At 64.8% G+C, this 14,697-nt stretch carries 13 protein-coding genes; 4 read left to right on the top strand and 9 right to left on the bottom strand.

The annotated features are described in order from the left end of the window. Positions 1-30: 30 nt before the first annotated feature. From metH to V6R86_RS00520, 4 genes are read right to left on the bottom strand one after another with little or no spacing between them, the layout of a single operon-like run. On the bottom strand, positions 31-2,622 hold the full coding sequence (metH, locus tag V6R86_RS00505; RefSeq protein WP_338501131.1) for a methionine synthase: 2,592 nt from the start codon (positions 2,620-2,622) through the stop codon (positions 31-33). Next, positions 2,619-3,665: a homocysteine S-methyltransferase family protein gene (locus tag V6R86_RS00510; RefSeq protein ID WP_338501132.1), complete on the bottom strand. Its 1,047-nt coding sequence runs from the start codon at positions 3,663-3,665 to the stop codon at positions 2,619-2,621. Before V6R86_RS00510 ends, metH begins: the two co-directional genes overlap by 4 nt. Beyond that, entirely contained in the window at positions 3,662-4,612 is a 951-nt protein-coding gene (gene metF, locus V6R86_RS00515; protein WP_338501134.1) for a methylenetetrahydrofolate reductase [NAD(P)H], read from the bottom strand. Before metF ends, V6R86_RS00510 begins: the two co-directional genes overlap by 4 nt. Next, positions 4,609-5,577: a metalloregulator ArsR/SmtB family transcription factor gene (locus V6R86_RS00520; protein ID WP_338501136.1), complete on the bottom strand. Its 969-nt coding sequence runs from the start codon at positions 5,575-5,577 to the stop codon at positions 4,609-4,611. The genes metF and V6R86_RS00520 overlap by 4 nt, the downstream gene beginning before the upstream one ends. Before the next feature lie 211 nt (positions 5,578-5,788). Between V6R86_RS00520 and V6R86_RS00525 the strand changes: the two genes are divergently transcribed. Beyond that, entirely contained in the window at positions 5,789-6,064 is a 276-nt protein-coding gene (locus V6R86_RS00525; RefSeq protein WP_338501138.1) for a hypothetical protein, read from the top strand. 77 nt (positions 6,065-6,141) lie between these two features. On the opposite strand, the gene V6R86_RS00530 is transcribed toward V6R86_RS00525, so the two are convergent. Beyond that, positions 6,142-7,491 (bottom strand): HD-GYP domain-containing protein, encoded by a 1,350-nt coding sequence (locus tag V6R86_RS00530; RefSeq protein ID WP_338501139.1) that lies wholly within the window; start codon positions 7,489-7,491, stop codon positions 6,142-6,144. A 140-nt stretch (positions 7,492-7,631) separates the two neighbouring features. Between V6R86_RS00530 and V6R86_RS00535 the strand changes: the two genes are divergently transcribed. After that, positions 7,632-8,270: a hypothetical protein gene (locus tag V6R86_RS00535; protein WP_338501140.1), complete on the top strand. Its 639-nt coding sequence runs from the start codon at positions 7,632-7,634 to the stop codon at positions 8,268-8,270. A gap of 62 nt (positions 8,271-8,332) precedes the next feature. Here V6R86_RS00535 and groL read toward each other — a convergent pair whose 3' ends face one another. The 3 genes from groL to V6R86_RS00550 are packed head-to-tail and all read right to left on the bottom strand — an operon-like array spanning position 8,333 to position 11,798. Further along, a complete protein-coding gene (groL, locus tag V6R86_RS00540) occupies positions 8,333-9,976 on the bottom strand; it encodes a chaperonin GroEL (RefSeq protein ID WP_338501141.1) in 1,644 nt (547 codons plus the stop codon). 53 nt (positions 9,977-10,029) lie between these two features. Then, entirely contained in the window at positions 10,030-10,317 is a 288-nt protein-coding gene (groES, locus tag V6R86_RS00545; RefSeq protein ID WP_338501142.1) for a co-chaperone GroES, read from the bottom strand. A 47-nt stretch (positions 10,318-10,364) separates the two neighbouring features. After that, positions 10,365-11,798, bottom strand: a complete 1,434-nt coding sequence (locus tag V6R86_RS00550) for an MATE family efflux transporter (protein WP_338501143.1) — start codon at positions 11,796-11,798, stop codon at positions 10,365-10,367. 293 nt (positions 11,799-12,091) lie between these two features. On the opposite strand from V6R86_RS00550, the gene V6R86_RS00555 reads away from it, so the two are divergent. Further along, positions 12,092-12,775, top strand: a complete 684-nt coding sequence (locus V6R86_RS00555; protein ID WP_338501144.1) for a PEPxxWA-CTERM sorting domain-containing protein — start codon at positions 12,092-12,094, stop codon at positions 12,773-12,775. 103 nt (positions 12,776-12,878) lie between these two features. Next, positions 12,879-13,547 carry a hypothetical protein gene (locus V6R86_RS00560; protein WP_338501145.1) on the top strand — a complete coding sequence of 223 codons (669 nt, stop codon included), beginning with the start codon at positions 12,879-12,881 and terminating at the stop codon, positions 13,545-13,547. Between the two features lie 60 nt (positions 13,548-13,607). On the opposite strand, the gene V6R86_RS00565 is transcribed toward V6R86_RS00560, so the two are convergent. After that, a complete protein-coding gene (locus V6R86_RS00565) occupies positions 13,608-14,315 on the bottom strand; it encodes a PEPxxWA-CTERM sorting domain-containing protein (protein ID WP_338501147.1) in 708 nt (235 codons plus the stop codon). Positions 14,316-14,697: the final 382 nt, after the last annotated feature.

A 14,697-nucleotide genomic window follows, 5' to 3' on the forward strand; every position in this document is an offset into this window, starting at 1 on the left:
TTGCTTCGCTTCGCTCGCAATGACGACAAGTCAGTCGAGGTTGGGCCGCAGCCAGCGGGCGGCGGTGTCGATGTCGACCCCGCGCCGCTCGGCATAATCCTCGAGCTGGTCCTGCCCGATCCGCGCCACGCCGAAATAAGCGCTGTCCGGATGGGCAAAGTAAAATCCCGACACCGCCGAGGCCGGCAGCATGGCGAAGCTTTCGGTCAGCCGGATCCCCGCCGCCTCGCCGCCGAGCAGCTCCAACAGCAGGGGCTTCAGGCTATGTTCCGGGCAGGCGGGATAGCCGGGCGCCGGCCGAATGCCGCGATAGCGTTCCTTGATGAGGTCTTCGTTCGAGAGGTTTTCGTCGGGCGCATAGCCCCACAGCTCGGTCCGAACATGCTGGTGCAGCCGCTCGGCAAAGGCCTCGGCCAAGCGGTCGGCGAGCGATTTCAGCATGATGTCGCTGTAATCGTCCTTGTCTGCCTGGAAGCGCTCGAGATGCGGCTCGATCCCGTGAATCGCTACCGCGAAACCGCCGAGCCAGTCGTTTTCCTCGGCAATGAAATCGGCGAGGCACATGTTGGGCCGGCCCTCGCGCTTGCGGACCTGCTGTCGGAGCATGGGCAGGCGTTTGTCCGCGGCAACGATGTCGTCGCCCTCGCGGTGCGCGGGCCACAGGCCGACCGTGCCCTTGGCGGTGAGCCAGTTTCCTTCGATGATCTGGTCGAGCATCGCCTCGGCATCGTGGAACAGGCTGCGCGCTTCCTTGCCGACCACCGCATCGTCGAGGATCGCGGGATAATTGCCGTGTAGCTCCCACGCGCGGAAGAAGGGCGTCCAGTCGATGACTTGGCGGAGATCGGCGAGGCTCCACCTATCGAAGCGATGAATGCCGGAGCGCAGCGGCTTGGGGCTAGGGCCAGCGGCAGCGCCGTCGAAGTGGTTGGCGCGGGCCTCGGCGAGGGGAGCGAGATCGCTCTGTCCCCTGCCCTCGCGCTGTTCGCGCAGCTGCTGATAGTCGCTGGCCGTACGGCCGATCAGTTCCTGGCGTTGCGGGCCGTCGCTGACCAGCGATCCCGCGACGCCCACCGCGCGGCTGGCGTCCAAGACGTGAATCACCGGGCCAGAGTACTTCGGCGCGATGCGCAGCGCGGTGTGGGCGCGGCTGGTGGTCGCGCCGCCGATCAGCAGCGGGCGGGTCATGCCGGCGCGCTCCATCTCCTCGGCGACGGTCACCATCTCGTCGAGCGAAGGGGTGATGAGGCCGCTGAGGCCGATGATGTCGGCGCCATTCTCGTTCGCCGCTTCGAGGATCTTGGGCCAGGGCGTCATCACGCCGAGATCGATCACTTCGAAGCCGTTGCACTGCAGCACCACGCCGACGATGTTCTTGCCGATGTCGTGGACGTCGCCCTTGACGGTGGCCATCACGACCTTGCCCTTGCCGGCAGTCTCGCCCGGCACCTTTTCGGCCTCGATGAAGGGGAGCAGGTGAGCAACCGCTTTCTTCATCACGCGGGCGGACTTGACCACCTGCGGCAGGAACATCTTGCCCGACCCGAACAGGTCGCCGACGATGTTCATGCCGTCCATCAGCGGCCCTTCGATCACCTCGATCGGGCGCTTGACGGTGTGGCGGGCTTCCTCCGTGTCGTCGACGACGTGCGCGTCAATGCCCTTGACCAATGCATGGGCGAGGCGTTCGCGGACGGGCCAGCTGCGCCACGCCGCTTCACGCACCTCGACGGCGGCATCGGTGCCGCGAAAGCGCTCGGCCAGCGTGATCAGTCGCTCGGTCGAGTCCGGGCGGCGGTCGAAAATGACGTCCTCGCAGGCGTCGCGCAGCTCGGGATCGATCGCGTCATAGACGTCGAGCTGGCCGGCGTTGACGATCGCCATGTCGAGCCCGGCGGGAATGGCATGATACAGGAACACCGAGTGCATCGCGCGGCGCACCGGCTCGTTGCCGCGGAAACTGAACGACAGGTTCGACAGCCCGCCCGAGAAGTGGACGTGCGGGCAGCGGCGCTTGATCTCGCGCAGCGCCTCGATGAAGTCGATGGCGTAGCGGTTGTGCTCTTCGATCCCGGTCGCGACGGCAAATACGTTGGGGTCGAAGATGATGTCTTCGGGCGGAAAGCCGATCCCGGTGAGGAGCTTGTAGGCGCGCTCACAGATCTCGATCTTGCGGGCGGCGGTGTCGGCCTGGCCGACCTCGTCGAAGGCCATGACCACGACCGCGGCGCCATAGGCCATGCAGGCGCGGGCCTGGACGAGGAACGGCTCCTCGCCTTCCTTCATGCTGATCGAATTGACGATCGGCTTGCCCGACACGCACTTCAGGCCCGCTTCGATCACGCTCCATTTGGAGCTGTCGATCATCACCGGCACGCGGGCGATGTCGGGTTCGGCGGCGATGCGCTTCAAAAAGGTCGTCATGGCCAGTTCGCCGTCGAGCAGCGCCTCGTCCATGTTGACGTCGATCACCTGCGCGCCATTCTCGACCTGGTCGCGCGCGACCTCGACCGCGGCGTCGTAATCGCCCGCGAGGATCAGTTTCTTGAACTTGGCCGAGCCGGTGACATTGGTCCGCTCGCCGATGTTGACGAAGGACGACCCGGAAGAAACGGCATTCACGCGGCGATCACCATCGGTTCGAGACCGGCGAGCCGGGTCTTCACAGGTACTTGCGGGAGGGCACGCGGGGGAAGATCGCGCACGAAGTCGGCGATGGCGCGGATGTGCGCCGGGGTGGAGCCGCAGCAGCCGCCGAGGATGTTGACCTGGCCGCTCTTCGCCCATTCGCCGACGAGGCTGGCGGTGGTTTCGGGCAGTTCGTCATAAGCGCCGAGATCGTTGGGCAGGCCGGCATTGGGGTAGATCATCACCAGTGCGTCGCAGCTGTCTGCGAGCGTGCGGACATGCGGGCGAAGCTGCTCGGCACCGAACGAGCAGTTCAGCCCAATGGTCACCGGCCGGGCGTGGCGAACGGCGTGCCAGAAGGCTTCCACCGTGTGGCCCGACAGGTTGCGGCCGGAAAGATCGGTGATGGTCATCGACAGCATGATCGGCAGGTCGCGGCCGAGCGCCTCGCCCGCTTCCAGCGCTGCCTTGATCCCGGCCTTGGCGTTCAGCGTGTCGAAGATCGTTTCGATCAGGATGAAGTCGACGCCGCCTTCAACCAGCGCATCGATCTGCTCGCGGTAGACGTCCTTCAGGTGGTCGAAGTCGATCTCACGGAAGCCGGGGTCGTTGACGTCGGGCGATAAGGACAGGGTCTTGTTGGTCGGTCCGATCGCGCCCGAGACGAAACGGCGGCGGCCGTCGCGGGCCTGAAACTCGTCGGCGACGCGGCGGGCGATGCGGGCGCTTTCGAGGTTGATCTCGCGGACCAGATGCTCGGCGCCGTAATCGGCCTGGCTGATGCGGTTGGCCGAGAAGGTGTTGGTTTCGGCGATGTCCGCGCCGGCTTCGAAATAGGCGCGGTGGATCGCTTCAGGGACGTCCGGGCGGGTCAGCGCCAGAATGTCGTTATTGCCTTTCTGATCATGGCCGAGGCCGAGCGTGCCGGCATAATCGGCTTCGGAAAGGCCGCAATTCTGGATCTCGGTCCCGAAGGCGCCGTCGATGATCAGGATACGCTGCGCGGCCGCATCGCGCAGGGCCTCACGCGCGCTCATTTGATGGCCTCGGCGGCTTCGCACGGCGCGCGGACGCCGAGCAGGTGACAGATGGCATAAGCGAGTTCGGCCCGGTTGAGGGTGTAGAAATGGAAATGGCGGATGCCACCAGCGTAGAGCTGACCGCACAGTTCGGCCGCGACGGTGGCGGCGATCAGCTGACGCGCCGCAGGAAGCGCGTCGAGGCCCTCGAACATTCGGTCCATCCACGCCGGGATGGCCGCGCCGCACAGGCCGGCAAACTTGCGGGTCTGGGCGACGTTCGACACGGGTAGGATACCGGGCACGATCTCCGCATCGATGCCCGCTGCCGCCGCACGATCGCGGAAGCGGAAGAAGTTGTCGGCAGAAAAGAAGAATTGGCTGATCGCGCGCGTCGCCCCGGCGTCGATCTTGCGCTTCAGATTATCAAGGTCGCTGTCGGGACAATCGGCCTGCGGGTGAACCTCGGGATAGCAGGCGACGCTGATCTCGAACGGCGCAATCCTCGTCAGGCCCACGACGAGGTCGGCGGCATTGGCATAGCCTTGCGGATGCGGCGCATAGTCGCGGCCCTCTTCGGGCGGATCGCCGCGCAGCGCGACGATGTGGCGCACCCCGGCGTCCCAATAGGCGCGTGCGATTTCGTCGATCTCGGCCCTGCTGGCATCGACGCAGGTGAGATGCGCCGCCGCGGGAAGGCTGGTTTCACGAACGATCCGAGACACGGTCTGGTGAGTCCGTTCGCGGGTCGAACCGCCCGCGCCGTAGGTGACCGAGACAAAGCGCGGGCATAGCGGCTCGAGCATCTTGATCGAGCGCCACAGCGTCTCGTTCATCGGATCGGTCTTGGGCGGGAAGAATTCGAAGCTGACGTCGATATCGCCGCGAGCATGCGCGAACAGCGGCGGCGGCTCGGCGGCGGGAAACGGCACGGGCGCAATGGCGGGCATGGGGGCGCTGCTCATGCGGCCTTCCTTTCCTGATCGAGGCGGGGCGGACGAACGCCGGCCCATAGAGTGACGGTCAGCTCCCCGCCTTCGAGATGGCGGACGACCTTGCCGTCGAGCCCGGCGGCGCCGAGCCAGCCGAGCACGGCGTCGTCGGCAAAGCCCAACCGCGCGTGCTGGGCGGTATCGCGCAATTCCTCGCGTTCGTGCGGCGCGAAATCGATGATCAGCAGCCGGCCGCCCGGACGCAGCAGCCGGGCGCCTTCGACGATCGCGGCGGCGGGCGACTGCGCGTAGTGCAGCACCTGGTGGAGCAGCACGACGTCGGCCTCGCCGTCGGGCAGCGGCAGCGCGTACATGTCGCCCTGGCGGAGCGAGACGGCATCGATCCCCGCTTCCTCGAGCTTGACCCGGGCCAGCCGCAGCATTTCGGTCGAACGGTCGATGCCGATGCTGCGGGTGGCGGCCTGGCCGAACAGTTCGATCATCCGCCCGGTGCCGGTGCCGATGTCGACCAATTGTCCGATCGGACCGTCGCCAAGCGCCTCGCGGATCGCGTCCTCGACCTGCGCGTCGGCGACATGGAGCGAGCGGATCTCGTCCCATTGCGCCGCGTGAGCCGCGAAATAGCGCGCCGCGGCCTCGGCCCGGTCGGCCCGAACCGCGGCCAGGCGCGCCCGGTCGGCGGAAAACTGGCGGGTGGTGACGGGATCGGCGACCGCGTCCCACAGCCCGACCAGCGCCTCGACCAGCGCCGGCTCACCAAGCTGGAGGAACACCCAGCTCCCTTCCTTGCGCCGTTCGATCAGCCGCGCGTCGGCAAGGATCTTGAGGTGCCGGCTAACCCGCGGCTGGCTTTGCGCCAGCACCTGCGCAAGCTCGCCCACCGTCAGCTCCATCTCCTGCAGCAAAGCGAGGAGGCGCAACCGACTGGGATCGGCCAGCGCCTGAAACAGGTCGGCCAGGGGAAGCGTAATGGTCATGACTTAACGATATAAAGATATCTTTATATCTACAAGCGCCGATGTGCGAGATCCCCGCGCAAAAACGGTTCGTCGCAAAAGAGAATTGCGCTGCGGCCTCGCCTCACCTAAATCCGCGCGCTGGCTTGACCCAAATATGGGCGGGTCGCTTGGGTAGCCGACCTCGTCTCAAGGGAGGGAAGCGCCCGAAAACATAGGGATGGAAACCGATATGAAGAAGATCGCACTCGCCGCCGTCGCGGTTCTGGGTCTCACCGTCGCTGCTTGCCAGGACAATGCTCCGGACAACGCCGTCTCGACCGAGAACACCATCGAGACCGAAGCTGCGGCTGACACCAACTCGGCGATCGCCGGCACCGAGAACCTCGGCGCCGCTGCCGACAACGCTCTCGACGCCGCTGGCAACAGCCTGTCTAACGCCGGCAACTCGATCGAGAACGCCGCTGAAGACGTCGCCAACGGCCAGGACAACGTCGCTGGTCAGTAAGACCTACGACGCCTGACAAGGCATCAAGGGAGGGCCGTCCGGGAAACCGGGCGGCCCTTTCTTATTGAGCGCCGAGTTCAGGTTCGATCGACGCTGGCTTTCAGCACAGCGAGGCATTCCGGATCGATCGCGGTGCCACTGGCGTCGGACATGATGCGAAGTGCTTCGTCGACGGGAAGGGCGCCCCGATAGGGCCGGTCGGAAACCAGCGCGTCGTAGAAGTCGCAGGTGGTGATGATTCGCGTGTGACGACTGATTGCCGCGCCGGGCAGTCCGAGCGGATAGCCGCATCCATCGAGCCGCTCGTGATGCGCCGCGGCGATATCCGCCAGATCCGAGAACGCGCCGATGCGACCGAGGATCGCGCGGGTGTGGGTGGCGTGGTCTCGCATCTCCGCCCATTCGCGATCGTCGAGGCCGCCCGGTTTTTCGAGGATCGCGCTCGACACGCCAAGCTTGCCGACATCGTGCAGCACCGCGGCGCGGCGGAGCCAGCGGACCTCGTCGGCGGTCATGTCGAAGGCGGTCGCCATTCGCGCGCTCAAATCGCCGACGCGCTTCGAATGGCCGGCCGTAAACGGGCTCTTGGCATCGATCACCTGGCCGAACGCGTCCGCGATCGAATCGAGATAGGCGCCATCGAGCGGGCGATCGGAACAATGGGGTGCGAGGCGGACAACGCGGCCCTCGATCGTGGGTGATGAGAGAACTTGCCAGAAGGTTGGTGACGCGCTCACGGCAAGAAAAGCGTCCACCAGCGCGGGATCGAACCAGTCGCCGCTGCGACGCCTCACTTCGTCAGCGGCTGCTTCCCGCCCAGCATGGGAATGAAAGACGTCGGCGACTTGCGCCATCAGGGCGATCCGCGACAGGAGCGGGATCGCTTCCCCTTGCAACCGCCCCGGCCGCCCGGAGCCATTCCAATGCTCGTCGAGATGATAGATCGCGTCGCACACCGCGTCGCTAAAGCGGAGGGTGCGGGCGATGTCCGCGCCGCGGGTGCAGCGCGAGACGATCAGGTCCTGCGCGATCGCATCGCCGTTAAGCAAGATGTTGCCGATCGCGCGCGCCCGCTGGCGCAACGAGCCGCCCTTGGCGGTCCTGCTGAACACGAAATGCAGGGTCGAGGCGAGGCTGGTGCCGACCGTTTTGTAACCGGCCTTGAAAGCGCGATCGTCGGCTTCATAGAGTTCGCAGATCCGGGCGGCATTGCTGCTGCAGCCGAGGTCCTTGAGCAGCAAGGCGTAGTAGAGATCGCCGAGGTCGGCATCGGACAGACCGATCGCGCGGCCCACCTGCATCCCGATCCAGCAGGTGCGGATACAATGGCCGGCCGGCTGTCCTTCGGTGAGGTCGAGCGCGTGGCTGAACGCAGCAATGACTTCAGCCCGGCTGGCCGTGGGAATCGCGATGGGCTGATGCAGCATGGCGGCCAGTTAGGAGATGCCGTTTAGCGCCGTCATACCGACAATGGTTAAGGGCGCATTGTGGATCGGTCCGGATCGAATGGTTTCGACCGTCCGCAACAGGACTGGCGCCGAAGCCTGCACCGGTTCACAACATCATGGTGAGGCATTTTCTGGATTCCGACTGGCTCGCCCCCAATGTGATGCGAGTAGCGGTTGACCCGGCGGTGGCGAAGAGCTTTGCCGATCTTGCGGACCCCGTCCTCCCTGCCGGCTATCATGTCGCCCGGCCCGCGTGGGAAAGCGATATCCGGTGGATCTCGGCCGGGGACGAAGCGACTTTTGCGCGCTTCCAGTCCGCGTTCGACGCGCTGGACGTCGCCCGGCACGTGGCGGAGTATGTCGCGGTCGACCGGGCCATCCGACTGTATCAGGGCTTTGTCGTCGTCCGCAGCGAATGTGCGAAAGAGGATTTCCATCTCGATTGGAAAGATACCGGCAATCAGGCTTTCACTCTCCTGACCCCGGTCGGGCCGCCGCCGACCGCAGGCTTCGGACTTAAATTCAAGACACTGACGGGCGAGACGCGATCCTATGAGTATCGCGAAGGCGAAGCGCTGATCTTCGGCGACCATTTCGTGCATTCGACGGCGCCCGGCCGCTCGGATCCGCCGACCGCGCTGTTGTGCTTCAACCTCGGCACCGACCGGATGGCGGACTGGCCTGCGATCCGAGACACCGCCGGCCATCAGGGCGGGCGGGTGCGGCGTCCCGACGGGAGCTTCGAGCCGAGCGCATAAGAAAAGGGCCCCGGCAATGAATGCCGAGGCCCTTCCCTTTTGCGTCGCTTGGATGGCGGGACTTAGAAGTCCATGCCGCCCATGCCGCCCATGCCGCCGGGCATGCCGCCGGCCGCGGGCTTGTCGTCCGGAAGCTCGCTCACCGCCGCTTCGGTGGTGATGAGCAGGCCGGCAACCGAGGCTGCGTCCTGAAGCGCGGTGCGGACGACCTTGGTCGGGTCGATCACGCCGGCCTGAACCAGGTTCTCGTAGGTGTCGGTCTGAGCGTTGAAGCCGAGGTTCGAGTCGTTACCGTCGAGCAGCTTGCCCGAGATCACCGCACCGTCATGACCGGCATTGGACGCGATCTGACGGACCGGCGCGTAGAGCGCCTTGCGGATGATATCGACGCCGCGAGTCTGGTCGTCGTTCTGACCCTTGAGGCCTTCGATCGCCTTGGTGGCGTACAGCAGGGCCGTACCGCCGCCGGGGACGATGCCTTCTTCAACCGCGGCGCGGGTCGCGTGGAGGGCGTCGTCGACGCGATCCTTGCGCTCCTTCACCTCGACCTCGGTCGAACCGCCGACCTTGATCACGGCCACACCGCCGGCGAGCTTGGCGAGGCGCTCCTGGAGCTTCTCGCGATCATAGTCGCTGGTGGTGACTTCGATCTGCTGGCGGATCGCACCGACGCGGCCTTCGATGCCGGACTTGTCACCCGCGCCATCGACGATGGTGGTGTTGTCCTTGTCGATGGTGACGCGCTTGGCGGTGCCGAGCATGCCCACGGTGACGTTCTCGAGCTTGATGCCGAGATCTTCCGAGATCATCTCGCCGCCGGTCAGGATCGCGATGTCCTCGAGCATCGCCTTGCGGCGATCGCCGAAGCCCGGCGCCTTGACGGCCGCGACCTTGAGGCCGCCGCGCAGCTTGTTGACGACCAGGGTCGCCAGCGCTTCGCCTTCGATGTCCTCGGCGATGATCAGCAGCGGGCGACCGCTCTGGACCACGGCTTCGAGGATCGGCAGCATCGCCTGCAGGTTCGAGAGCTTCTTCTCGTGGATCAGGATGTACGGATCGGCGAGCTCGACCTGCATCTTCTCCGGGTTGGTGATGAAATAAGGCGACAGATAGCCGCGGTCGAACTGCATGCCTTCGACGACGTCCAGCTCGAACTCGAGACCCTTGGCCTCCTCGACGGTGATGACGCCTTCCTTGCCGACCTTGTCCATGGCTTCGGCGATCTTTTCGCCGACTTCACGGTCGCCGTTGGCCGAGATGATGCCGACCTGGGCGACTTCGCCCGAGTTGGCGACCGGCTTGGAACGGCTCTTGAGGTCTTCGACCACCTTGGCGACGGCGAGATCGATGCCGCGCTTCAGGTCCATCGGATTCATGCCGGCCGCGACCGACTTCATGCCTTCGCGAACGATCGCCTGGGCGAGCACGGTGGCGGTGGTGGTGCCGTCGCCGGCGATGTCGTTGGTCTTCGAGGCCACTTCGCGCAGCATCTGCGCGCCCATGTTCTCGAACTTGTCCTTGAGCTCGATCTCCTTGGCGACGGTGACGCCGTCCTTGGTGATGCGCGGTGCGCCGAAGCTCTTGTCGATGACGACGTTTCGGCCCTTGGGCCCAAGCGTCACCTTGACCGCGTCGGCGAGGATGTCGACGCCGCGCAGAATGCGCGCACGCGCGTCGCGGCTGAATTTCACGTCCTTGGCTGCCATGTGGCTACCCTTTCAGATCTTGGAGAATTGGAAAATTGTTGAAAAGCGAACGCTCAGCCGACGATGCCGAGAATGTCGCTTTCCTTCATTATGATCAGGTCTTCGCCGTCGACCTTGACCTCGGTGCCCGACCACTTGCCGAACAGGATGCGGTCGCCGGCCTTGACCTCGAGCGGGGTCACCTGACCGTTGTCGTTACGAGCACCGGTGCCGACCGAGACGACTTCGCCTTCTTGCGGCTTTTCCTTGGCGGTGTCGGGAATGATGATCCCGCCGGCGGTCTTTGCCTCGGCCTCGATCCGGCGGACGAGAACTCGATCATGAAGCGGCCTGAAAGCCATGTGCTAGCCCCTTTGCTAGTTGCTTTGATGAATGGTTCCGCTGGCACTCACTTGGGGAGAGTGCCAGCGTCGAGGGGCATATGTGGCGGGGGGTGGCCTGCGTCAAGAACCAGCCCGAGCTTCTCTCGTTGCGACCAGCGCCACAGCATCAGCACCGCGACGATCCCGAGACCCAGCGCAAGTCCGATCCAGATCCCGCGGCCGCGCAATGAGGTCTCGAACGCCAGCCACGCGCCGACCCCGATCCCGACGACCCAATAACCGAAGGCGGCAAAGAACATCGGGACGCGGGTATCGTGCAGGCCGCGCAGGATCGAAGCGCCCACGACCTGCGCCCCGTCGGCCAGCTGAAACACGGCGGCGATCAGCAGGAATTGCACCGCAAGCGCCAGCACCGCCGCGCTTTCGGGCTTGCTCATGTCCAGGAACAACGCGGCGAGCGGACGGGGGAACAGCCACATGATCAGCGCCGAAGCGAGCGCGAAGACCAGCGCGAACGCGATCGCGACCCGCCCTGCCCGCGTCACCCACAGAGGGTCACGCGCGCCGTGGCCGTAGCCGACCCGCACCGTCGCCGCCTGCGCAAGGCCCAGGGGCACCATGAACATCAGCGCGGCGAGCTGCAGCGCGATGACGTGCGCGGCGACGCTGGTGGTGTCGATCAGGCCCATCAGATAGACTGCGGCGCTGAACACCCCGACTTCGAAGCTCCAGGTCAGGCTGATCGGAATGCCGAGCCTGGCGAGTTCGCGGAAACGCACCCAATCGGGCCGCCACCAATGGCCGAATAGGTGCATCATCCGCAGGCGCGGCAAGCGCACCGCAGCAAGGATCTGCAGCGCAAGCATCGCGACGTTGGTGATGACGGTGGCCAGCGCGCTTCCCTGCATACCGAACGCCGGCATTCCGAAGTGGCCGAAGATCAGGCCGTAATTGAGAAAGGCGTTCAGCGCGACGCCGCCCAGCGCCACCACCAGCGGCACCCAAGCGCGATTGAAGGCGGTGAGGAGGTTCCTCATCAGAAAACCGAGCAGGGTCGGCCACAGCGCCCATTGCAGCACATTCATGAAACTGCCGGCCGAGCGGCTCAGCGCCGGATCCTGACCGAGCGCGAGAAACAAGGGCTCGGCGAAGGACAGCAAAATGGTACCGGCGAGCGCGTAGAGACTGACCAGCCACAGCCCCATGCGGAAGCTGCGCCGGCTGTCCCGTGCCGCGCCTTTCCGCCGCCCGAGCGCGGCGGCAATCATGGGGGAGATGGCGACCGAAAGGCCGACCCCGGTGAACAGCAGCAGATTGTAGAGGTTCACCGACAGCGCGGCCGCGGCAAGCGCCTTGGGATCGAGCCGCCCGAGCAGCAGGACGTCGGTGGTGGTAATGGCATTGGCGGCAAGGTTGGAGAGGATCAGCGGCCAGGCCAGCGCGAACGTGGCCACGGCTTCCTCGCGGGTCGAACGGGGAGCGATGGGAAGCGTCGGCATGGGCGGCGCTTAGCCGGGGTCAGGGCGGAGAGCCACCGGACAGCGGAAAGTGAACGGGCACCGAAAGACCAGAGGAATTCGATGGCCGCGGGAACGCCATCGAAGCACGCCCTCACTCTAAAGGGTATAGCGACACCCATCCCGAATTGGGAAATCTGTAACTCATGTTATAAAGGAATGCTCCATCTAAGGGTTAGACTCGCGAATAAAAAATGTTTAATAAAGAGTTAATGTCGCGGTTTGGGTGAGTCGCGCCGCTGGCATTGGACAAGTTTTGAGTAGGGGATCACATCATGGGCAAGACATTCATTGCCGCGGCCGCGCTTGCGGCGGCGACCCTGGCGACGCCGGCAAGTGCCGCCATCATCATCAGCACGGGCGGCAACACCGCGCAGGGCCAGACGGTCCAGTTCAACACGCAGCAGACCGGCACCACCATCACCGGCACTACCAACCAGACCAACACGCCGGTGACCTTCACCCGAGTCGGCGGTGGTGGATCGCTGGCGTCGGACGCGGCTGGCCAGGCGGTTGTCATCAACAACGGTTCGGATCCCAGCAATCTGACCGGAACGGTGGCCGTCGATCTGTTCGGCAACACTGCCGCCAGCTACATCGAATTCAACCTCCCCGGCATCCCCGGCACTCCGCCGCCTGCCGAGTCGACCACGGTTCTCATTCAGGCGTTGTCGACCGACGGCTTGACCGTTCTTGCTTCCAACGAGCTGGAGCTGAACGGTAATGGTCAGAATTACTTCAACATCACGGGCACCAATGGTGACACCTTCGGTGGTTTCCGCATCACGCTGGCGCCGGTCGATACGGGCGTCGGTGCACTGCAGAACGTCCGCGTGATCACCTCGGTCGCCGCCGCGGTGCCGGAGCCCGGCACCTGGGCGCTGATGCTGCTCGGCTTCGGCGGGGTCGGCGTGTCGATGCGCCGCCGTCGTTCCAAGGTGCTGATGCAGGTCGCCTGATCGACCCAAGGCATTTGCCTTACAAAACGAAAATGGCTCGGCCGCAAGGCCGGGCCATCTTCGTTGAAGCCACGTTCTTGATAAGCGCCGCTGATGTTCGGCTATGCCGCGCCTTCCGGATGCCAGCATAGAGACCGCAGGTAACTCGCTGACGCGCCTCGTCGCGGATGAAGCGCGCCACGACGGACTGCGCAAACCTTGCCAATTTGCCTATTTGGTTAGTGTGCCACCCTGTCGGGGAGCGGGTTATGACCATCAGGGCAAGCAGGGGACGACGGCTGGTCAAGATGGCGGACCGAACGAACCTGTTCACCGATGCGCAGCAGGCGACATTTCTCTCGCACTTTTGGCGACCTGCAACCTCGGGATGAGCGCCGATGCGGCGGGGGTCGACCGACGCGTGATCTACGATCGGCTTAGGCACGATGAAGCCTTTGCAAGCGCTTTTCACGTCGCTGAGGAAACCGGGGTCCAGAACTTGCGCGCCGAACTGGTTCGTCGTTTGCAGGCGGTGACGCCTGACGAGGTGGCACCGGCAAGCCTGCCCGGGCTCGATAGCAATTTCATCCTCAATCTTCTGAAGCAGCATGAGCGGTCGCTCGGCGTGGAGAGCGGCGACCGACGGCCGCGGCGATCGAATGCCGCGGAGGCGGCGGCGCGCCTGGCCAAGCTGATGGAGCGGATGCGCGAGGAACATCGGCGTGAGCTGGCGGCAAAGCGGGCGGCCAAGGCGAAAGCGAAGGCGGCCGAGCAGCACGCAGCCGAAGGATAAAAAGAAAGGGCGGCATCGAGCTGTCGATGCCGCCCTTTCGGCAGATCAAGGCGTGGTGGCTTACGCGGCTTGCAGGATCGGTTTCACCCGGCGCGTACGACGCATCGAGGCACCGACCGCGCCGAAGCCGATCAGCATCAAGGCCCAGGTGCCCGGCTCCGGAACGGCCGCCGTCACATAGACACGGTCGACGCCGAAGTCGGCCGCCGTCACGCCGCCGCCATTGAAGCGAAACGCGACGTTCTGCGCACCGGTGGAGGTCGCCACGAACGACGAGCTGAAGTTCAGCCAGGTCTGGGCCGGAGTGCCCGATGGGCTGCCCGCGGTGAGCACCGAGCCGACCGAAGCGCCGTTCACGAGGAAGCCAAGGGTGGCATCGAACGGATTACTGATGCCGTTGGCCGGCGCATAATAGTCGAACCCGATGTCGTAGCGGACGCCCGCGACGAGGTTCACCAGCTGCGACAAGGTGTGGGGGCTGGCGGTGTCGGACGAAAAGTAAGCCAGGCGCGAACCGACCGCATCCGGGCTTGCGCTCGACACGTTGTTGGTGCCGATGGCTTCGCCAAACGCCCCCGTCGGATAGTTCGACGCCTGGTTGTAATTGATCACGACGGGCGCGGTGCCTTGCGGCAACGGGCCGAGGTTGACGGTCCAGCCCGTGAAACCATTTTCGAAACTGCCGTTTGCCAGCAGGTTGGTCGCTGCGGCTGCCGGGCTGGCCGAAACGGCTAGCGCCAATGCGCCAGCAAAAATTGCGGTTTTCATGAATTCTCCCCTGTGACTTGACCTTCTCGGGTCGCAAAAAGGTTTACCAGAAAGTTAACCCTTGCAGGAGTCATTGCTTAACTGGGAGCAATGATCTTCTGTGCCGTTATGGGGCGTTTCCGCAAGCACCATCCTGCTTCTCGTCCATGATCAGCGTGGATGAAAAACCTGATTCTAGAGGTGCTTGTTACGCACCTGCTCGAAGGCAATTTAGCGCCGCCGTCACATTCGAATTGAATACGATCACTCAGGCCCGAGTTGCGTGTGCGTTTGACGGCGTTCTAGACTGATCTCGCTCGGCGAGGAGAACGATCATTGGCTTGTTGCTGTTCTTTGCTCTTGCGGGTCTGCCGCTTGCCGCTCCTGCAATCGCATCCGATGC

Source organism: Sphingomonas kaistensis (genome assembly GCF_036884275.1).
Lineage (GTDB): Bacteria > Pseudomonadota > Alphaproteobacteria > Sphingomonadales > Sphingomonadaceae > Sphingomicrobium > Sphingomicrobium kaistense_A.

Coding starts and splice junctions, on each gene's coding strand:
- V6R86_RS00510 (WP_338501132.1), bottom strand. CDS start 3,665: ATGAGCGCGCGTGAGGCCCTGCGCGATGCGGCCGCGCAGCGTATCCTG.
- metF (WP_338501134.1), bottom strand. CDS start 4,612: ATGAGCAGCGCCCCCATGCCCGCCATTGCGCCCGTGCCGTTTCCCGCC.
- V6R86_RS00520 (WP_338501136.1), bottom strand. CDS start 5,577: ATGACCATTACGCTTCCCCTGGCCGACCTGTTTCAGGCGCTGGCCGAT.
- V6R86_RS00525 (WP_338501138.1), top strand. CDS start 5,789: ATGAAGAAGATCGCACTCGCCGCCGTCGCGGTTCTGGGTCTCACCGTC.
- V6R86_RS00530 (WP_338501139.1), bottom strand. CDS start 7,491: ATGCTGCATCAGCCCATCGCGATTCCCACGGCCAGCCGGGCTGAAGTC.
- groL (WP_338501141.1), bottom strand. CDS start 9,976: ATGGCAGCCAAGGACGTGAAATTCAGCCGCGACGCGCGTGCGCGCATT.
- groES (WP_338501142.1), bottom strand. CDS start 10,317: ATGGCTTTCAGGCCGCTTCATGATCGAGTTCTCGTCCGCCGGATCGAG.
- V6R86_RS00550 (WP_338501143.1), bottom strand. CDS start 11,798: ATGCCGACGCTTCCCATCGCTCCCCGTTCGACCCGCGAGGAAGCCGTG.
- V6R86_RS00555 (WP_338501144.1), top strand. CDS start 12,092: ATGGGCAAGACATTCATTGCCGCGGCCGCGCTTGCGGCGGCGACCCTG.
- V6R86_RS00560 (WP_338501145.1), top strand. CDS start 12,879: ATGCCGCGCCTTCCGGATGCCAGCATAGAGACCGCAGGTAACTCGCTG.
- V6R86_RS00565 (WP_338501147.1), bottom strand. CDS start 14,315: ATGAAAACCGCAATTTTTGCTGGCGCATTGGCGCTAGCCGTTTCGGCC.